The 17,577-nt window shown below is 68.8% G+C and carries 20 protein-coding genes and 1 tRNA gene; 7 read left to right on the top strand and 14 right to left on the bottom strand.

Annotated elements, in window-relative coordinates; translation table 11 throughout:
- Window positions 1–23: 23 nt before the first annotated feature.
- Window positions 24–407: an RNA-binding S4 domain-containing protein gene (locus FHS07_RS00720; protein ID WP_183418012.1), complete on the bottom strand. Its 384-nt coding sequence runs from the start codon at window positions 405–407 to the stop codon at window positions 24–26.
- A 42-nt stretch (window positions 408–449) separates the two neighbouring features.
- Window positions 450–1,028 carry a GNAT family N-acetyltransferase gene (locus tag FHS07_RS00715; RefSeq protein WP_183418011.1) on the bottom strand — a complete coding sequence of 193 codons (579 nt, stop codon included), beginning with the start codon at window positions 1,026–1,028 and terminating at the stop codon, window positions 450–452.
- A gap of 144 nt (window positions 1,029–1,172) precedes the next feature.
- On the opposite strand from FHS07_RS00715, the gene FHS07_RS00710 reads away from it, so the two are divergent.
- Window positions 1,173–1,246: transfer RNA gene (locus FHS07_RS00710), tRNA-Pro, on the top strand.
- Between the two features lie 125 nt (window positions 1,247–1,371).
- Here FHS07_RS00710 and FHS07_RS00705 read toward each other — a convergent pair.
- The 3 genes from FHS07_RS00705 to FHS07_RS00695 all read right to left on the bottom strand — a co-directional run bounded on the left by FHS07_RS00705 (window position 1,372) and on the right by FHS07_RS00695 (window position 5,210).
- Window positions 1,372–2,298 (bottom strand): carotenoid biosynthesis protein, encoded by a 927-nt coding sequence (locus FHS07_RS00705; RefSeq protein ID WP_183418010.1) that lies wholly within the window; start codon window positions 2,296–2,298, stop codon window positions 1,372–1,374.
- Window positions 2,295–2,897, bottom strand: coding sequence for a TetR/AcrR family transcriptional regulator (locus FHS07_RS00700; protein ID WP_183418009.1), 603 nt, complete (start codon window positions 2,895–2,897; stop codon window positions 2,295–2,297). Before FHS07_RS00700 ends, FHS07_RS00705 begins: the two co-directional genes overlap by 4 nt.
- 111 nt (window positions 2,898–3,008) lie before the next feature.
- Window positions 3,009–5,210, bottom strand: coding sequence for an MMPL family transporter (locus tag FHS07_RS00695; protein WP_183418008.1), 2,202 nt, complete (start codon window positions 5,208–5,210; stop codon window positions 3,009–3,011).
- A gap of 88 nt (window positions 5,211–5,298) precedes the next feature.
- Between FHS07_RS00695 and FHS07_RS00690 the strand changes: the two genes are divergently transcribed.
- Entirely contained in the window at window positions 5,299–5,925 is a 627-nt protein-coding gene (locus FHS07_RS00690; RefSeq protein ID WP_183418007.1) for a TetR/AcrR family transcriptional regulator, read from the top strand.
- Here the strand turns inward: FHS07_RS00690 and FHS07_RS00685 are convergent.
- The 6 genes from FHS07_RS00685 to FHS07_RS00660 form a co-directional block, all read right to left on the bottom strand.
- Window positions 5,894–6,226 carry an Rdx family protein gene (locus FHS07_RS00685; protein ID WP_183418006.1) on the bottom strand — a complete coding sequence of 111 codons (333 nt, stop codon included), beginning with the start codon at window positions 6,224–6,226 and terminating at the stop codon, window positions 5,894–5,896. The genes FHS07_RS00690 and FHS07_RS00685 overlap by 32 nt on opposite strands.
- Window positions 6,227–6,315: 89 nt before the next feature.
- Window positions 6,316–6,774: an acyl-CoA thioesterase gene (locus FHS07_RS00680; protein ID WP_343054571.1), complete on the bottom strand. Its 459-nt coding sequence runs from the start codon at window positions 6,772–6,774 to the stop codon at window positions 6,316–6,318.
- Between the two features lie 98 nt (window positions 6,775–6,872).
- On the bottom strand, window positions 6,873–7,247 hold the full coding sequence (locus FHS07_RS00675) for a DUF732 domain-containing protein (RefSeq protein ID WP_183418004.1): 375 nt from the start codon (window positions 7,245–7,247) through the stop codon (window positions 6,873–6,875).
- 188 nt (window positions 7,248–7,435) lie between these two features.
- The gene (locus FHS07_RS00670) at window positions 7,436–8,425 is read right to left on the bottom strand and encodes a putative zinc-binding metallopeptidase (RefSeq protein ID WP_183418003.1); all 990 of its coding nucleotides are present in this window, start codon (window positions 8,423–8,425) and stop codon (window positions 7,436–7,438) included.
- A gap of 99 nt (window positions 8,426–8,524) precedes the next feature.
- On the bottom strand, window positions 8,525–9,232 hold the full coding sequence (locus FHS07_RS00665; RefSeq protein WP_183418002.1) for a DUF998 domain-containing protein: 708 nt from the start codon (window positions 9,230–9,232) through the stop codon (window positions 8,525–8,527).
- A gap of 173 nt (window positions 9,233–9,405) precedes the next feature.
- Window positions 9,406–9,594: an alternative tryptophan synthase beta-subunit gene (locus tag FHS07_RS00660; protein ID WP_183418001.1), complete on the bottom strand. Its 189-nt coding sequence runs from the start codon at window positions 9,592–9,594 to the stop codon at window positions 9,406–9,408.
- Between the two features lie 187 nt (window positions 9,595–9,781).
- Between FHS07_RS00660 and FHS07_RS00655 the strand changes: the two genes are divergently transcribed.
- From FHS07_RS00655 to FHS07_RS00645, 3 genes are all read left to right on the top strand, one after another.
- Entirely contained in the window at window positions 9,782–10,123 is a 342-nt protein-coding gene (locus tag FHS07_RS00655) for a YnfA family protein (RefSeq protein ID WP_183419351.1), read from the top strand.
- 23 nt (window positions 10,124–10,146) lie between these two features.
- Entirely contained in the window at window positions 10,147–10,356 is a 210-nt protein-coding gene (locus FHS07_RS00650; RefSeq protein ID WP_183418000.1) for a hypothetical protein, read from the top strand.
- A gap of 378 nt (window positions 10,357–10,734) precedes the next feature.
- Entirely contained in the window at window positions 10,735–11,547 is an 813-nt protein-coding gene (locus FHS07_RS00645; protein WP_183417999.1) for a shikimate 5-dehydrogenase, read from the top strand.
- Between the two features lie 132 nt (window positions 11,548–11,679).
- Here FHS07_RS00645 and FHS07_RS00640 read toward each other — a convergent pair whose 3' ends face one another.
- Both FHS07_RS00640 and FHS07_RS00635 read right to left on the bottom strand, forming a co-directional pair.
- Window positions 11,680–12,984: an ABC transporter permease gene (locus FHS07_RS00640; protein WP_183417998.1), complete on the bottom strand. Its 1,305-nt coding sequence runs from the start codon at window positions 12,982–12,984 to the stop codon at window positions 11,680–11,682.
- Complete coding sequence (locus FHS07_RS00635; RefSeq protein WP_183417997.1) at window positions 12,981–13,688, bottom strand: ABC transporter ATP-binding protein; 708 nt, start codon at window positions 13,686–13,688, stop codon at window positions 12,981–12,983. Before FHS07_RS00635 ends, FHS07_RS00640 begins: the two co-directional genes overlap by 4 nt.
- A 133-nt stretch (window positions 13,689–13,821) precedes the next feature.
- Between FHS07_RS00635 and FHS07_RS00630 the strand changes: the two genes are divergently transcribed.
- Window positions 13,822–15,027: a sensor histidine kinase gene (locus FHS07_RS00630; RefSeq protein WP_183417996.1), complete on the top strand. Its 1,206-nt coding sequence runs from the start codon at window positions 13,822–13,824 to the stop codon at window positions 15,025–15,027.
- On the top strand, window positions 15,024–15,689 hold the full coding sequence (locus FHS07_RS00625; RefSeq protein ID WP_343054570.1) for a response regulator transcription factor: 666 nt from the start codon (window positions 15,024–15,026) through the stop codon (window positions 15,687–15,689). Before FHS07_RS00630 ends, FHS07_RS00625 begins: the two co-directional genes overlap by 4 nt.
- Before the next feature lie 87 nt (window positions 15,690–15,776).
- Here the strand turns inward: FHS07_RS00625 and FHS07_RS00620 are convergent, their stop codons facing one another.
- Window positions 15,777–17,534 (bottom strand): Na+/H+ antiporter, encoded by a 1,758-nt coding sequence (locus tag FHS07_RS00620; protein WP_183417995.1) that lies wholly within the window; start codon window positions 17,532–17,534, stop codon window positions 15,777–15,779.
- Between the last annotated feature and the right edge of the window lie 43 nt (window positions 17,535–17,577).

Below are 17,577 nucleotides of genomic sequence, written 5' to 3'. Positions count from 1 at the left end.
CCTCGGGGTCTCTCGCCGCGGACTCAGTCGCTGTCGCGCCCGCGGAGCTTCTCGATCTCGCGGCGGTCGCGCTTGGTGGGGCGCCCGGCGCCACGGTCGCGGACGGGCACGAACGGCATGCTCTCTTTCGACGGCGGCGGGGGAGTGCGGTCGTCGACCGATTCGGCGACGAGGGCCGCGCCGACGCGCTTCGCGATGGTCTTCTTCACGACGAGGATGCGGTCGAACCCCTGGATACGCACCCGCAGCTCATCGCCCGGTCGGACGGGTTGCGCGGCCTTGGCGCGTTCGCCGTTGACGCGCACGTGCCCGGCGCGGCACGCGGTGGTCGCGGCCGAGCGGGTCTTGTAGACGCGGATGGCCCACAGCCACGCGTCGACGCGCGCGGTGGTACTGGCATCCGTCATGTGGGGTCCCCGTTCGGCGAACCTCCATCGTAAGTCGGCGGGTCAGTCGCGGAGCGTCAGCGCGACGAGCGCGCGGTCGGGTTTGGGCCGGTCGACGACGGTGAATCCCGCCGCTTCGAAGACGGGCAGGACACCGCGGAACAGCTGGTTCGACGACTTCTTCGCCGCGGCGGGGTCGAGCGGGTACCCCTCGACCACGCGGGCGCCGCCATCTCGGGCGACGGCGACCGCGGCGTCGAGGAGCCGGGCCGTCAGCCCTTTCCTGCGGTGCTCGGTGCGCACGACGAAGCACGACACGGCCCAGACGTCGTCGGCATCGAGCGGTTCTTCGGTGGATGCCGTCACGTCGCGGGTGCGCACTAGCCGGGGCTGCGTCGTGCGCGGTCCGACGCGCACCCAGCCGGCGGGCTCGCCGTCGACGTAGGCGATCAGGCCGGGCGGGCGATCGCCGGCGAGTTCGGTGCGGAACATCTCGGTGCGGTCGTCAATGGAGGCGTCTTTCCACGGGCCGTTCGGCAGGAGCCACCACTGGCACTGGCACTCGGGGCCGTCGCCGCTGTCGAGGGCGATCTCGGCGTCGTCGAATCGGTCACCGGTGGCGGGCAGGATCTCGATCGTCATGTGCGAGACCGTAGCGAGGAGCTCCGACATCGGCAATGCGCTGGACTGCCCGCCCGCGTCCGCCCCCCACACGCCCGGGGCGCCGCTGGTTCGCGAGACGCGCGCGGAGCGGCTAAGATAGACGAGTTGCCCGCTCGCGGGTAACGGGATGTGGCGCAGCTTGGTAGCGCACTTGACTGGGGGTCAAGGGGTCGCAGGTTCAAATCCTGTCATCCCGACAAAAAGGGCCGGAAACTCGTAAGAGTCTCCGGCCCTCCGTCGTTGGTCTCGGTGATCGTTCCTGTTCTCGAGGTTCCACCCTTGCGTGCAGAACGGAAAGACGGTCAGGCCGATCGAGCAACGCTCAGGATGCGGGCGCGTCCGTCTTGAGATGCGCGATCTTCACCAGTCCAAGGATCGCAACGAAGACGAGAGAGAAGATGTTGACCGTCATCAATGTCTCGTTCATCGCGGCGACGCTCCAGGTCGTTCCCGCCTGGTCGGTCACGATGCCGTCGGGGATGACCATGAAATTGGAGACCGACGCGAGGCCGAGCGAACCGTAGATCAGCACGGGTTGCACGAAGTGGCTGCGAGGCGTCGCGTGAGCCGAGGTGGGCACGGGGCCGGTGCGTCGGAGAATGAGCGCCATGATCTGGAAGAAGCTGTAGGTCACGAACCACCAGCCGAGGTAGTTGGTGTACGGCACCCCGAAGAATCCACCGCCGTCTTCCCACACCCAGGTGTGGTTGACCGTCGATGCACTCGAGTCGCTTCCGACATCGAACATCGTCATGATCGCACCCGCCAGGAGCGGGAGGGCCACCGTGTTGATGCGGCCCGCGCGTGAGCCCGACGCAAGAGTCTCGTCGGCTCGATCGAGGAGTGCCGACGCGGTGATCCAGGCGATATAGCCCAGTCCGAAATAGATCAGTCCGATGCTGAGCGGCACCTCGAAGAGTTTGAGCGAGCCGGTGTAGTGATAGTTGCCGAACGGGAAGCCGGAGGCGATGCTCAGGTTCTCGAAGAAGTTGCTGACGACGAACGTGATCACGAAGAACGCCGACAGGCGCCGCCATCCGTAGCGGCGGATTCCGTGGATGATCGCGAAGGGGAAGGTCAGAAGCAGCGCGTAGACATACGCCGAATTGTGAGTGACCAGCGGGAGCAGGATTGCCGCGGCCATAGCCAAGCCGGTGAGGGCCCATAAGAGCCCGTTCACGCCTTTGTGTTTCCTCCCTCCCCTCGACATATCCGAGGTGCGGCCGATCGGGGCGCTGGTGGTACTCATGAGTTCTCCTTTGTGCTTTCGGGTGCAGAGGTGGAGGTTGCGGCCGCCATGAGGGCCGGGAGGAACACGGCGTCGACCAGTTCTTCGAGCTCGGTGACATCCATGGGGGGCTCCAGGAGGAGCGCGCGGCTCACGATGAGGCCTCCGGGGATCCGACTGAGGTCGGGCGGAGCGGGATCTGCGCGGAGCTCGCCACGGCTGGTGGCGCGACGGACGATCGAGGTCCAGCCCTCATGGCTCATCCGCCGGAGATGGTCGCGAATGTCGACGATGGGCGCGTTCTCGGGGTCGGCGGCCATGAGGAGCCCGCTGAGAATACGGGTGCGCTGGGGGGTGAGCGACTGGGATATCGCCGTGAGCCACCCCAGCAGGTCTGCCCTGAGGGTGCCCTGGTCGGCCACGTCGCCCGGCAGTCCGTCCATCTCTCGGGTCACTGCCGCCTGGACGAGCTCGGCTTTGTTGGCGAACCGCCGGTACACCGCCGGGGTGGTCGATCCGGCGCGGCGCGCGACCTCGGCGATGCTCAGGCCCTGGAAGCCGACCTCGGACAGCGCGTCGATGGTGCTCGTCAGAATCGCATCATCGATCTCTGGGCTCATGGGGCGTCCCGCATCGCGGGTGCGGCTTGGATTCATACTCATTACGATATCGCACCGTAACGTATGCGGCAAGCGTGAGCGTCGAGTGCGACCGAGCGCGCCTCGAGGTCCTCACCCCCGGGAGTCGATCTCCTGGGGGGCCGGTGTGCGGGCGGTGAGGGCTGTTCCTTCGGTGTCGATGTTCGGGAGGATCCGATCGAGCCAGCGGGGGATCCACCAAGCCCCGCGCCCGAGGATCGTCATGATGGCGGGGACGAGAGTCGCTCGGACGATGAACGCGTCGATGAAGACGCCGACGGCCAGGGCGAACGCGATGGATTTCACAAGGGTGTCTTCGGCGAGCACGAAGCCGGCGAACACGCTGATCATGATGATCGCGGCCGCGACGACGACGCGAGCGCCGGAGAGGAACCCCAGACGTACCGAGCGTCCGGCGTCGCCGTGGTGCACGAATTCTTCGCGCATGCGGGACACGATGAAGACTTCGTAGTCCATGGCGAGTCCGAAGAGGACGCCGGTCAGAGCGAGGGGGAGCAGGCTCACGATGGGGCCGGGCGTGTGTACGCCGAGGAGCTCGGCGCCCCACCCCCACTGGAAGACAGCGACGACGACACCGAAGGTCGCTCCGACGGAGAGAACGAACCCGAGAGCCGCTTTGAGGGGTACGAGGATCGAGCGGAACATGACCAGGAGCAGCAGAAGCGCGAGGGTCACCACGAGCGCGAGGTAGGGGACGAGCGCTTCACTGAACGCGGCCCCGGAGTCGATGTCGATGGCGGTCTGGCCGGTGACCTGCAGGGACTCCGCCCCCGCGTCCGCCGACCATCGTGCGGCGTTGTCGCGGATGTCGCCGACAAGGGACGCGGTGGAAGCGGCGAGCGGTCCCTCTGAGGGCACGACTTGGATGTAGGCGGCATCGTTGGTGGTGTTCGGGACGACAGAACTGACGAACGTGACGTCGTCGAGGTTGCGGAGAATGGTCGCCACCGCATTACCGGCGGCGGTGGCGTCGTGCGAGGTGACGAACACGACCAGGGGCCCGTTGGAGCCGGAGCCGAAGCCGGCATCGATCATCTGGCTGGCCTTGTACTGGGTCGTGTCGGGGGCGGCCATGGAGTTGTCGGGAAAGTTCAACCGCATCGAGAGAGCGGGGATGGAGAGCAGTCCGAGCACGAGGAGCGTTGCGACGACGGTGAGCCAGGGCAGGCGGGTGACGGCGCGCACCCACCTCTCGGCGAGATGCGGGCGGCGGCGAAGTGCGGATGGCCGGGCGACATCGTCTGCGGTGGTGGCGCGGGTAGTCGCTTTCGGTGTGATCTTGTCGCCGGCCAGGGACAGGAGGGCCGGCGTGAGGGTGACCGCGATGAGGATCGACACCGCGACGGTACCGGCCGCGGCGATACCCATCGCTGCGAGCAGCGCCAGTCCGACGGTCGTCAGCAGCGCCAGGGCGATGAGCACGGTGAGTCCGGCGAACACCACGGCGGTACCGGCCGTGCCGACGGCGCGGCCGATCGCGGTCGTGCGGTCGCGGCCGTCGGCGAGTTCGTTCTGATATCGGGAGATGACGAAGAGCGAATAGTCGATACCGACTGCCAAGCCGAGCATCGCCGGCAGCAGCGGCGTCAACTGGTTCACGTCGATCGCGCCACTGGCGATGAACACTCCGCTCACGCCGATGCCGACTCCGACGATGCCGGAAACGAGCGGGATGATCGCCGCGATCATTCCCCCGAGCACGATGATCAGCACGATGAGGGCCACGATCAGGCCACCGCCTTCGTTCAGACCGACCTCGGGCAGCCCCTGGAAGATGCTCCCTCCGAACTCGACGGTCAGACCGGAATCACGAGCCGCCTTCGCGGCATCCTGCAACGCGTCCTTCTGTTCGAGCGTCACGTCGCCCGCGACGGAGTCGAAGCCGATCTGGATCAGCGCGTACTCGGAGTTCTCCGAGACCGCACCGGTATCGAACGGGCTGAGTACCGCCCGCACCCCGTCGATCTCAGACAGTTCCGTCACCAGAGTGCCGATCGCCGCCTTCTGGGTGTTGTCGGTGACCGGCATCCCTTCTCGCGCACGAACCACCGCGGTGGCCGTCCCCTCGTCGAAGTGGGCATCCGGGAACGCGGCATCCATCTCATCGAGCACCTGTGACGCCTGAGTGGGCGGCAGGGTGAAGCCCCCGCTGAAGGTGCCCGGGAAAGCGACGGCCCCACCGACGAGGGTCAGCAACACGACGACCCACGCCAGGACGACCACCTTCGCGTGTCGAGCGCACCGCGTGCCGAGTGTGAACAGGAGTGCAGCCATGGTCAACCCTTCGAAGTGAGATACGGCTATCAGATCCTGCCATAAGTGATAGCCGCGTCTTGCTTATGGTCTGTGAAATGATCGTGAGATGTCTCACACCGGGGTGCGCCGTGACGCGCGTGAGAACCGCGCGAAGTTGGTCAGCGCCGCGCGACAGGCCTACAGCTTCGACGCGGGGGAGCCCTCCCTCGACGAGATCGCCGCACAAGCCGGGGTGGGCATCGCGACCCTGCATCGTCACTTCCCGAAACGCGAAGACCTCGTGACAGCGGTGTTCCAGCACATCGTCGACGACGAGCTCGCACCGCTCGTGGACGACGAGCCTGCGGGGTCGACCAGCCTCGAGGCTTTATACGCGGTGTTCGCCCGCATCCTGTCGATCATCGCGTCGGAGCGGGGACTGCTCACCACCGCAGGCGTCTTCGAGACCGTGACCGACACGATCATCGGGTCGTTCCGACCTCGACTCGGGACGCTCCTGGCCCAGGCGCAGCAAGACGGGCTCGTCCGTGCCGATCTTGTCGAAGATGATCTCGTGTCACTGATCCTGATGCTGATCAGCACCATCGTCGGAACACCGGCAGGCAGCGACGGCTGGCGCCGCTACCTCACCCTCACCCTCGACGCCTTCTCGACGCCCACGCCCTCGCCCCTCCCCGCCGTCGGCGCATCCTCACGCGATCTCATTCGGACGTCCCCGCTTCTCGGGCGCTGACAGCCCGGCCGTCCCGTCGCGCCGCCCGATCCGCGTGACCCAACTCCCGTTCCGGCGCGATACGGTCGCGCACGCGGCGCTTCAGCTCCACGATGTCGGGGAAGCCGCCGTCGCTCTTGCGCGACCACACGCGCTCCCCATCGGCGTAGACCTCGAAGATCCCGCCGGTGCCGGGCTCGAGCGTCGCGCCGCCACCCATGAGCTCGGTCTGGAACGTCGTCAGCAATTCTTGCGCGATCCACGCTGCGCGCAGCATCCACGCGCATTGCGTGCAGTACACGACTCGAATCGTGTGCGTCATGAGACCCTCCTCTCTCCGTGCGCGGTGCTGGTGTGGCCGCGCGACGGGCCATGGGGCGTGACCCCCTCACCCACGACGGGTCGCCGACCTCACGCCAGGGAGATGCTCCCGGCCGCGGGGTGCTCGTGCGGCATCCTGTCGCGGTCGAACGTGATGTCGGTGTACCCGTGGGGCTTCGGGTGACCGTCCTCGTCGACGCTCACGAACACGAGCCGTTCGATGGTGAGGATCCGTTTGCGCGTGATCATGTTGCGCACGACGGCGCGCATGGTGAGCGACGTGCGACCGAAGTGCGTCGCGGTCAGGCCCATCTCGATGAGGTCGCCCTGCAGGGCGGATGCCTCGAAGTTGATCTCCGAGATCAGCTTGGTCACGACGCGGTAGTTGCCGAGCTGGATGATCGCGTAGATCGCCGCTTCCTCGTCGATCCAGCGCAGGAGGCTGCCGCCGAACAGCGTGCCGTTGGCGTTCAGGTCTTCGGGCTTGACCCACTTGCGGGTATGGAAGTTGATGCCGTCCTCGGAGGGATGCCACTGCGGTTCCGTCACCTCTCCCACGCTACTCCGCATGGGTGGTCGCCCCCGGTGTGAGACCGGAAGGCCTGCGAACTTTCCGTACGGCCCCGCTGGGCGGTGGAGGGTGACCGCTACGGCGTGGGCGCGTATTCCGGACACAGGTGGATGCCGGAGATCACGACGACCGCGCTGGCTTCCGGCTGCGTGATCGCACCGCCCGACATCGAGTCGAAGACCTCTTTGGGGGTGAGGCCGTCGTCGAACGCCTTGCAGACGGCCCGGCCGAGGTCGATCCACAGGCCCGCATTGGACAGATCGGTCTGCGGCAGCTGCTTGCGCAGGGCTGTGTAGTAGGCGGTTTCCTGCGCGAGGGCATCCTCGGTCGCCGAACTCGTTTCCGTCGGTGTTGCCGACGCGGATCGAGACGGCGAGACGGGGAGCGAGCCGCACCCCGACAGCATTGCGGCCACCAGGATCGCAGCCGCGAGGGCACCGATCTTTCGCATGCCGCGAGCGTAGGCGAACCCCCGCTCGCAGGCGAGGGGTGTCATCCCCCTGCATCGAGGCGAGAGCCCGGAGGATCATCGGTCCGGGGTGTCCGCGATCCGCGTGCTCTTCCCGCTGGCAGGGGTACCCGACTCGACTGTGCGCACGCCGCGAAACGAGCGCCGAGCCCCGAGCCCCGAGGCCCCCGTCAGCTTCCTGGCCGCAGCGACGCGATGAAGTCGAGCTTGTCGAGCACCGGGTCGGGGATGACGAACGGGTACAGGTCTGCCTTGCCCATCGACCGATTGACCATGTTGAGCGCGGTGGACAGCGGTATCCACGTGTCCGTCACGAAGGCGCGGAAGGAGGGGGAGTCCTGGATGCCGCCCGTGCGCGCCAAACCGTAGATGTGGGCGGTCTCGACCGTGTCGGTCATGTGCAGGAAATGCGCCCACGTCTCGGCGAAATCCTCGTAGGGGTGCATGGTGGCGTAGGTGGAGATGTAGCGTTCCCACCAGTTCGCCGGCGGTCCCTGAGAGTAGTGACGGTCGATCTCCGCCTGGTAGTCGGCGGTCTCATCGCCGAACAGACGGCGCGCCTCTGCGATGCGGTCGGTGCCCTCGACCAGGCGCCATTCCATGTAATGGCCGACTTCGTGACGGAAGTGACCGAGCATGGTGCGATACGGCTCGCCGAGCTGCTCCTGCACGCGCACGCGGTAGGCGTCGTCGCTCTCGGCGAGATCCATCGTGATCACCCCGTCGGCGTGGCCGATCGTGACGTTCTCGGCCACGCTCGACAGCAGGTCGAAGCAGAGGCCGTACGTCGCATCCTCGCCCTTTCCGACGACGGGGAAGCCGAGCCGGTCGAGGTCGACGAGCAGCCAGCGCTTCGCGCGCTCGGCCACCGGGAACTGCGAGAGCCCCTTGGCATCCGCGTCGTTCGGACGCACCCGCGTCAGATCGCACGCCGAGCACTGACCGCCCGGGAATCGCGCGAGCCAGGTGCACCCCGACAGATTGAGGTTCCGGCACACGTGCCAGATGAGCCCCGCGGCATCCACGTACCGTCCGTAGCCGTCGACCGGAACGATGTCCGCCTCGTCTCGCGAGTAGCCGAGACCCGTCCCGCACGACAGGCAGACGGAGTTCTCGAAGTACAGGGCGTTGCCGCACACACGGCACCGGAAAGCTTTCACGCTTCGAGAGTGTCAGACAAGAGCCGAAGTCACCCGGCGGTTGCGTCACGCCATCTCATCCGGGCGGGGCCGCCCGCGGCGGGAGCGGCGCCGCCCCCCTCACGTCGCCGACGACCGCGTTCGGCGCGCGGATACCACCAGCACGACCCCGGCCACGAGCTCCCAGACGGTGACCGCATAGACACTGCCGCGCTCCCACACGCCGTCGGGCAGTGACATGCCGGCGATCGACGGGTGCGTCTGCAGCCCCACAAGAAAGAGCAGTCCGGCGACAGCGATCGTCACGCTGAAGACCCGGAACGCGCGACCGCCGAGCACCCGACCTCCGGCGATCGACGCGAGATTGCCGCAGACGATCGCCAGCGCAGCACCGACGACGTGGATGCCGATCATCCCGGATGCCGCCGCCAGTGGGCCCCCGTGCACCACTGCCACGAGCGTGATCCCCACCGCGTGGAGCGCCGCGAGCGCCACCCACAACACGGGGGAGTGTCGCGTGCGGCGTCGTCCCCGTGCGGCGAGGAGAGTCGCGAGGAAGAACAGCACGCCCTGGACGATGAAGCCTGCGTTCATCACCCCGCTCAGCGGCGAATCGAGGAACCGACCGTCGTGCGGACCGATCTCCGGAACCCCGAGGTCGCTGATGTAGTTGTGCGCGTAGTCGTACCCGGGGAATGCGGCGGCCGACACCGCTTCGGCACCGAGGTAGACGACGGCGGCGCAGATCCACAGGATGCCGGCGGCGTACAGACTCGCGTCCTCGGTGCTGCGTTGAGGGACCGTGCGGGCGGTGAGAGCATCGGCCATGGGGGGCATCCTTTCGCCGAGTCCTCGTCGCCGCCGACGCGACCTCCTCGAGCTTAGGCACGTGCGCGCAGCACGGGGCGGCCGCGAGGCTCAGGCGTGGAACGCGGCACCCTTCCCGATGCGGGCGACGGCGTTGCGGGGCGTTTCTGACGGCTCCCGGCGACGCGGTCTCCTCACCGGGGCGGGGACTCGTTCAGCAGCGACACCTCGCGCACGTCGAACAAGCCGCGACGGGCGCGCACCATCGACACGCCTCTGCGGCGCAGCGCGTCGGCGAGCTCGGCGGTCAACGGGCCTTCGAGCGACTTCTGCCAGCCGGTCTGCAGCGTATAGACGTGCGTCACGGTTCGGGGTCGGGACATGAGCACCTCCGGTCCGAAATCTAGCCAACGGAATGCCTGTCTTCCCCGAATGTTCCTCAAGCGTCATGCGCTGTGCGGTCTCTCGTAACGAGAGAGCCCCGGTCGACGCCGGGCACGGCCCGACCTGCACCTCACGCACCTCGAGCGCTCCGACGTCGCGCGGGTTCCGCCGGATAATGGCGGAATGATCACGGCCCGCATCGTCATCCTCTTCGCGCTCGCCGCCGTCGCCGAGATCGGCGGTGCGTGGTTGATCTGGCAGGCCGTGCGCGAGAACCGCGGGTGGTGGCTGGCACTGCTCGGCATCCTGGCCCTCGGCGCGTACGGGTTCATCGCGGCTCTGCAGCCCGACACGAACTTCGGGCGGGTGCTCGCCGCCTACGGGGGCGTGTTCGTCGCGGGATCGCTGGCGTGGGGGATCGTGGTCGACGGCTTCCGTCCCACGGTGTGGGATTACATCGGGTCGGCGGTCGCCCTCGTGGGCGCGGGGATCATCATGCTCGCCCCGTCAACACCTGGGGCCGAATAAACCGCGAGCGTACGCTGGCGAGCATGACCAACGAGCCCGGAGACGTGAACCGGCTGCGTGCCGTGATCGCGAAGATCGACGCCGACAACCCGCTCAAGGTGCCCTTCAGCTTCAATCAGGGGCACATCAGTCCTCGCCTGGACCGGCTCGAGGCGAAGCTGTCGTACATGGCGGACTACATCGCGTACCTCGAGCAGCGGATCGAAAGCCTAGAGGCTGAAGTAGTTAGCTAGGTGAGTTATTAGGCAGTGTCAAGAGCCCTGCCCTCCCACGATCCCTGCGGGACACTCGGGGAATGCAGAACGAGAATGCGCCCCACGAGGGCATCGCCGACGATTTCGCCGCCATCGAGACCGAGCGTCCCTTCGGGTCGTACCTTTCGGTGATCAACGGGGGAGCGTAATCGCCCCGAACCTCCGTGCGAGGTTCACCACGATAGGGTCGGACGCCGAGAGGCTCCGGCCCTTCGTCGTGCCGGGGAGACCCGTGTGGGAACATGCGTGAGCACGGGCGGGTGCCGTCCTCGACGCCGGCATCGCGCCCGCGGCATCCCGTTCGCCCTCGGACCCGCCGTAGCATGAGAGATCCGCCCGCGCGACGAGATGAGACCCATGCCCGAGCTCAGCAAAGACACCACCCTCTGCATCTCGCTGTCGGGCCGCCCGTCGAACATCGGCACGCGTTTCCATAACTTCCTCTACGCGGAGCTCGGCATCGACTTCGTCTACAAGGCGTTCACCACCACCGACATCGCGGCGGCGATCGGGGGAGTGCGGGCCCTCGGCATCCGGGGCTGCTCGGTGTCGATGCCGTTCAAAGAGGCCGTGATCCCCCTCGTCGATGACATCGAGGCCTCGGCCGCGGCCATCGGCTCCATCAACACGATCGTGAACGACGGCGGAGTGCTCACCGCGTCGAACACCGACTACGAGGCCATCGCGAGCCTGATCGAGAGCCACCGGCTCGACCCGGCGGCATCCGTCCTCGTGCGCGGATCGGGCGGCATGGCCAAGGCTGTCGTGGCCGCGTTCCACGGCGCCGGCTTCACCGACATCACGGTCCTGGCCCGAAACGCCGAGGCCGGGCCCGCGCTCGCCGCGGCGTACGGGGCTCGATGGGTGGCCGACGATCCGGCACCCGGCGCCGCGATCATCGTCAACGTCACCCCGCTCGGCATGGACGGGCCGGATGCCGACACCCTGGCCTTCTCGCCGGAGCACATCGACGCGGCCGACACCGTGTTCGACGTCGTGGCGTTCCCGGCCGAGACGCCTCTCATCCGTGCCGCCCGCGTTGCGGGCACCGGCGTCATCACCGGCGCCGAGGTGATCGCCCTGCAGGCCGCGGGTCAGTTTGCGCGCTACACCGGCGTGACGCCGACCGCGGATCAGGTGCGGCGGGCGTCGGAGCACTCGCGCGTCTGAGCGCGGACCGGCGCCCGGTGACGCGGCCCCGAGTTCGCGTGCGGCGGGACGTCCGCACCGCGGCGCCGCTCCGCACGGAGTCGGACCACGGGCGAACGGGCCCGGGGTCGTGACTCCGGGCCCGTGCCGCGGTCATTCGTACCGCAGCGACTCCACCGGGTCGGCCCGGGCCGCTCGGACGGCGGGGAGGCTGCCCGCCAGGAACGCGATGGCCATGATCGCCACGGTCGTCGTCAGGATCGACACCGGATCGAAGGCGATGAGCTGCAGGCCCGGCAGGTCGCTGAAGAGCGTCTGCCCGAGTTGCGCGCTGACGGCCGTGCCGACGCCGATCGCAACGACCGCGCCGATGACGCTTCCCAGCAGTCCGAGCATCACCGCCTCGAGGCTGAACAGCGAGAACACGCGACCGCTGCCCATGCCCATCGCCTTCATCAGGCCGATCTCGCGCGTGCGCTCCTGCACCGACATGAGCAACGTGTTGACGATGCCGAAGCTCGCCGCCAGCAGCGCGATGACCGCGAAGGCGTTCAGCACGAGGACGATGCCGTCGATCACCGCCTTGAAGGTGCCCAGCTGATCCGAAACGCTCTGGCCGGAGTATCCCGCATCCGTCAGGGCCGCCTTCACGTCGTCGACCTGCTGAGTGGTCGCCGGTGACGCCAGGAACGCGTTCGCGCTGGCGTAGCGGTCGAGCTCGTCGGCCGGGACGCCGGTGTTCTGCGCGGTGAAGAGCGCGTCCTCCAGCGCGGGGTTGGTGGTCAGCGAGGTGGCGGAAGCGAAGGCGCCCTCGGTCACGCCGGTGATCGTGGCATCGACGAGGTGCGGCGTGCGCACCGGGTCGGAGACGGCGACCGTGAGGGTGGCTCCGACGGCGTCGGCCGCGTCGGCGAAGCCGAGTGGTGTCACGAGCGACTCGGGGATCGCGGTCTGCAGCGCGTCGGTGGAGGCGTCGGGCGCCTCTCCGGCTGTCAGCTGCGGGGTCTGTCCACCGATGAGCGATCCGGCACTCGCGACGTAGCGCTCCCCGCCGTCGACCTGAACGTAATCGATGCTCACCGCTTTGGTGGGGGTCACCGACTCGATTCCGGGCAGCGTCGCGATCTCGCGCAGATCGGCATCGGTCAGCGCCGACACGGTCGCGGTCGCACCCGGTCGGCCGGGATTCGTGTTCGCCGACGACACGGCCTCGGGATCGTACTTCTGCGGCTCGCCGGACGCCGCAGCGCCGGTGTCGGTCTTGGTCACGGTGAGGACGTCCGCCGAGCCGATCGACGACACCGTATCGTCGATGAACCGGTTGATCCCCGTGCCGAGGCCGTTGGTCAGGGTGAGGGTGAAGGCGCCCACGAAGATGGCCAGCACCGTGAGGATCGTACGGGTCTTGGAGCGGAACGTGTTCGCGGCCGCGGTGGCGACCAGATCGGTGGTCTTCATGCGGCTCTCCGCTCTTCGGCGACGATGACGCCATCGCGGATGAGCACCCGGCGGTCGCACCGGGCGGCGAGGTCCTCATCGTGGGTCACCACGATGAGGGTGATGCCGTGCTCCCTGTTCAGGCGGAACAGGATGTCCTCCACGACCGCGCCGGTCGCGGAGTCGAGGTTGCCCGTGGGCTCGTCGGCGAAGATCACTCGCGGGTCGTTGACGAGCGCACGAGCGATCACGGCGCGTTGCTTCTGGCCGCCCGAGAGGGCCGTCGCCTTGTTCCTGGCCTTGTCCTGCATGTCGAGTTCCGTCAGCGCCGCGAGTCCGCGGCGGCGACGCTCGCCGGGCCCCACGCCGGCGATCTTCAACGGCAGCACGACGTTCTCCAGCACCGAGGCACTCGGGGTGAGGAAGAACTGCTGGAAGACGAAGCCGAACGTCTTGTTGCGCGTGCGGTTCAGGTGGCGTCCGCGCAGGGTCGCGGCATCCGTCCCCTCCAGACGCACCGTGCCGCTCGAGGGGGCATCCATGAGCGCGAGAAGGTGCATGAGGGTGGATTTGCCCGAGCCGCTCTTGCCGACGATGGCGATGCTCTCGCCGCGGCGGATGTCGAGGCTGACGCCGCGCAGCGCGTCGAAACGCGCGGAACCCCGGCCGTAGGACTTGTGCAGATCGGTGACGGACAGGAGTGGGGGAGGAGGTTCGGATGCCATGACCTCACCCTCGCTCGCGAGGCCGGTGCGCCGCATCGCTCCGACGGGGTGGCGTCCTCCCCCCCGCGGGGGTATCTCGCGGATGCCCCGTGGGGGTGATGCCCGCGGCGCGAGGGCGGTCCAGACTGGGAGGATGCGACCCGACCCGGCCACGGATACCCCGCCGCGCCTGGTCCCGCCGGGGCGAGCCTGGCTGGTCGACGTGGTCATCGCGGTGCTCGTGATCGTGCCGTCGTTCGCTCCGGTGCCCTTTCCGGAGCTGCGCCCGGGGAGCCCGCTCGTTCACACGCTCGTCGTCGTACCGGCGCTCGTGTTGCCGCTGCGTCGCCGGTGGCCGCGCGTGACGCTCGTGGTCTGCATCGCGCTGTACGTCGCAGCCCTCGCCCTCGGCACCCTCGGCCCCGGAGCAGCGCTGGCGGTGGTGATCGCGGCGTACTCGATGGCCGACCGCGTCGGACGCCGAGAGGCCGCGCCCGTCGCGATCGCCGCGGTCACGGGGCTCGTGGGCGCCAGCATCGTGGTGACCCTGACGACGGGGCTGGACACCCGGTTCCTCCAGGTCGGGCTGGCCGTCGCCCTGGCCGGAGCGCTGGGAGACGCCGCCCGCTCCCGCCGCGCGTACGTCGCGGCCGTGCTCGAGCGCGCCCGGCGGGCCGAGCAGACGCGAGACGCGGAAGCCCGGCGTCGTGTGAGCGAGGAACGCCTGCGTATCGCCCGTGACCTGCACGACGCCGTCGCCCACCAGATCTCGGTCATCAGCCTCAACGCCGGCGTGGCGAGCTCCGCGCTCGAGACGCGCCCGGACAAGGCGCGCGAGGCCCTCTCGACCATCCGCACCGCCTCCCGCGACGTTCTCGCCGAGATCGGGTCGATGCTCGCCGTGCTGCGCACCCCCGATGATGTCGACGGTCGCGACCAGCCCGGACTCGCTCGGCTCGCAGACGTCGTGGAGTCGGTGCGCGTGGCCGGGTGGGAGGTGGTCGTGCGCGACGACCGCGACCCCGTCGACGCGCTGCCCCTCGGCGTCGACATCGTCGCGTACCGGGTCGTGCAGGAGGGTCTCACCAACGCCCTCAAGCACGGCACCGCCCGGCGTGTGCACGTGCTGCTGCGCCGCGACGGCGACGATCTCGAGATCGTCGTGACGAACCCGCTCGACCGCACGGCGTCCGGAGCCGTACCCTCGCCCTCGGGTTTCGGGTTGATCGGCCTGCGCGAGCGCGTCGAATCCGCGGGTGGTCGCCTCGACGCGGGCCCCGCCCCCGGCGGCTACCGCCTCGCCGCGCGTCTGCCGGTGCACGCTGCACGATCGGCATCCCGGGCCGGAGGCGCCCCGTGAGCCCGACCCGTGTCCTCATCGTCGACGATCAGGCGCTCATCCGCGCGGCGGTGCGCGACCTGCTGGAAGCCGACGGGATCGAGGTGGTCGGCGACGCCGCCGACGGCGACCAGGCGGTCGCGCTCGCCACGCGCCTCCGCCCCGACGTCGTCGTGTGCGACATCCGGATGCCGGGCATGGACGGGATCGAGGCCACTCGACGCATCTGCGCCGACCCCGCTCTCACGAACACCCGCGTGCTGATCCTCACGACGTTCGAGGAGGACGAATACGTCGTCGCGGCCCTCCGCGCGGGCGCCAGCGGCTTCATCGGCAAAGGTGCCGAACCCGACGAGATCGTGCGCGCGGTGCTCACCGTCGACGAGGGGGGCGCGCTGCTGTCACCCGCGGCGACGCGCGGCGTGATCGAGAAGTACGTGCGGCGCAGCTCTCCCACGTCGGGTGACGCGCCGTCGTTGACGATGCTGACCGACCGAGAACGCGAGGTGCTGCGACACGTCGGACGCGGCCGGTCGAACGATGAGGTCGCGGCATCCCTGTTCATCTCGCCCCACACGGCCAAGACGCACGTCAAGAACATCATGCTCAAACTCGGCGCCCACGACCGTGCGCAGCTCGTGATCGCCGCCTACGAGAGCGGGTTGCTCGTACCGGGGCAGTGAGTCGTCGATGAGGGGGCGACGCGCCTGCTCATACTCTTCGAGAGCGGGACGGATCTCGGCCGGACCCGCTCGCGCCGTGAGATGCGGTCACTCGCTCGACTTCTCGACTCCTCGAGCCCTGATCTCCTCCAGGTCGAGGCCGGCCAGGATCTTCCGAGCGACGAGGTCGTCGATCGTGCCCTCGCGCCGGAGGCGCAGCAGGACCTCGCGCTTGCGTTCGAGGACCGCCAGGCGCAGTCTTCTCGCCTCGTCGTGCCGCAGCAAGGGGGAGCGCTGCGTCACATCGATGTCGTCGCTGACGGCGATCATCTCGAGCCCGCCCGTCGTCGCGGCGCCGTCCGCCCCCGTGGGGCGGCGCCGGGCGTCGCCGTCGGCGTCGGGCGGCACGGGGCCCGTGGTCGACGAGTCGTCGTCGAGCGACGCGTCGAGTTCGGCGAGGTCGCGTTCCTCGGCCGCGCGCTGGCGGGCGACGGCCCGCGCATTCGCCAGCTCGAGGCGCTCGTATCCCTCGCGGCGCGCGCGATCGCGCACCCGGTCGCTCACTCCGTGCTCGACGGCGAGCTCGTCGAGGGCGGCCAGCGCGGCGCCCGAGATGGCGCGCTCGGCCAGCTCGTACTCCTCGATGGCCGCGTCATCGCTCGGCAGTTTGGCCCATCGGATCACCACCGGCAGCAGCGGACCCTGCACCAGCAGTGTGAGCACGATGACGCCCGCGGTGACGAAGACGATGGAATCCCTCCCCGGCACGGGACCGCCGGCGGCCGTCACCGTCGGCACCGAGAGGGCGATCGCGAGCGACACGGCCCCGCGGAAGCCGGAGACGGTGCTCACCACCCGGGAGCGGTGTCGGAGCGAGCGCGACGACGCCGCCGGTGGGCGCGAGAACGGGGAGAACAGCCACTGGAAGAGGTAGCGCACGACGAACAGCACGATCCACGTCGCCACCGTGATGAGGAGCAGGATGCCGATCTCGGACGGCGAGATCTCGTGCAGCACGAGCTGCACCTCCAGCCCGATCAGCACGAAGAGCGCGCCGTTGAGCAGGAACACGCCGAAGGGCCAGGTGGCATCCGCTGCTCTGCGGGAGATCGCGGTCGTGATGCGCGGCGACACCCACGCGACGATGAGTCCGGCGAAGACGACGGCGAGCACCCCCGACGCCTCGATGATCTCGGCGACGAGGAACGCCACGAACGGCACGAGCACGAGGGTGAGGTTGATGGTGAGGGTGGACTGCATGCGGCGCAGCGCGAAGAAGGCCAGGACGGCGACGGCGATGCCGGCGGCAGCGCCACCGAGGTAGGACAGCAGCACCATGCCCGTGATCTGCAGCGGCGTGATCTGATCGCCCAGCAGCAGCGCCACGGCGATGGCGTAGAGCACCAGAGCCGTGCCGTCGTTCGTGAGGCTCTCGGCCTTGAGCTTCATGAAGGTTTTGGCCGGGAGCAGTCGACCGAGGGCGGCGACCGCGGTCGCGTCGGGCGGGGCGACGGCGGCGCCCAGCACCAGGGCGGCTTCCCACGGCACACCCATCCAGGTGGCGACGCCGGCGACGGCGAAGGCGGATGCCACGACCAGCAGCGTGCTCATCGGGATGATGTAGCGAAGGGACCTGCGCACCGAACGCAGCGACGTCGTCCACGCCTCGCGGAACAACATCACCGGGAGGAACAGCAGCAGAACGGTCTCGGGCGGGAGCTCGATCTGTCGCAGCTCGGGGATGAACCCGAGGGCGAGGCCGATGACGAGCAGCACGAGGGGCGTCGCCATCTTGAGCCGCGGCGCCAGCACCGTGCCCACGAGCATGGCGAGGCCCAACAGGACCGTGATCTCGAGTCCCTGCATGCGTGCCGCCTTTCGCCGTGCCCCTGGACCCCAGCGTAGAGAG

Origin of the sequence: Microbacterium proteolyticum, assembly GCF_014192415.1 — a bacterium.
Classification (GTDB): Bacteria; Actinomycetota; Actinomycetes; order Actinomycetales; family Microbacteriaceae; genus Microbacterium; species Microbacterium proteolyticum.
The sequence above is the reverse complement of the archived record's forward strand: the minus strand, read 5'-3'. Positions and strand labels throughout refer to the sequence as shown.

Excerpts from the sequence above, each read along its gene's own strand:
- FHS07_RS00720 (WP_183418012.1), bottom strand. The coding sequence starts at position 407 with ATGACGGATGCCAGTACCACCGCGCGCGTCGACGCGTGGCTGTGGGCC.
- FHS07_RS00715 (WP_183418011.1), bottom strand. The coding sequence starts at position 1,028 with ATGACGATCGAGATCCTGCCCGCCACCGGTGACCGATTCGACGACGCC.
- FHS07_RS00705 (WP_183418010.1), bottom strand. The coding sequence starts at position 2,298 with ATGAGTACCACCAGCGCCCCGATCGGCCGCACCTCGGATATGTCGAGG.
- FHS07_RS00700 (WP_183418009.1), bottom strand. The coding sequence starts at position 2,897 with ATGAGCCCAGAGATCGATGATGCGATTCTGACGAGCACCATCGACGCG.
- FHS07_RS00695 (WP_183418008.1), bottom strand. The coding sequence starts at position 5,210 with ATGGCTGCACTCCTGTTCACACTCGGCACGCGGTGCGCTCGACACGCG.
- FHS07_RS00690 (WP_183418007.1), top strand. The coding sequence starts at position 5,299 with ATGTCTCACACCGGGGTGCGCCGTGACGCGCGTGAGAACCGCGCGAAG.
- FHS07_RS00685 (WP_183418006.1), bottom strand. The coding sequence starts at position 6,226 with ATGACGCACACGATTCGAGTCGTGTACTGCACGCAATGCGCGTGGATG.
- FHS07_RS00675 (WP_183418004.1), bottom strand. The coding sequence starts at position 7,247 with ATGCGAAAGATCGGTGCCCTCGCGGCTGCGATCCTGGTGGCCGCAATG.
- FHS07_RS00665 (WP_183418002.1), bottom strand. The coding sequence starts at position 9,232 with ATGGCCGATGCTCTCACCGCCCGCACGGTCCCTCAACGCAGCACCGAG.
- FHS07_RS00660 (WP_183418001.1), bottom strand. The coding sequence starts at position 9,594 with ATGTCCCGACCCCGAACCGTGACGCACGTCTATACGCTGCAGACCGGC.
- FHS07_RS00650 (WP_183418000.1), top strand. The coding sequence starts at position 10,147 with ATGACCAACGAGCCCGGAGACGTGAACCGGCTGCGTGCCGTGATCGCG.
- FHS07_RS00645 (WP_183417999.1), top strand. The coding sequence starts at position 10,735 with ATGCCCGAGCTCAGCAAAGACACCACCCTCTGCATCTCGCTGTCGGGC.
- FHS07_RS00640 (WP_183417998.1), bottom strand. The coding sequence starts at position 12,984 with ATGAAGACCACCGATCTGGTCGCCACCGCGGCCGCGAACACGTTCCGC.
- FHS07_RS00635 (WP_183417997.1), bottom strand. The coding sequence starts at position 13,688 with ATGGCATCCGAACCTCCTCCCCCACTCCTGTCCGTCACCGATCTGCAC.
- FHS07_RS00630 (WP_183417996.1), top strand. The coding sequence starts at position 13,822 with ATGCGACCCGACCCGGCCACGGATACCCCGCCGCGCCTGGTCCCGCCG.
- FHS07_RS00620 (WP_183417995.1), bottom strand. The coding sequence starts at position 17,534 with ATGCAGGGACTCGAGATCACGGTCCTGTTGGGCCTCGCCATGCTCGTG.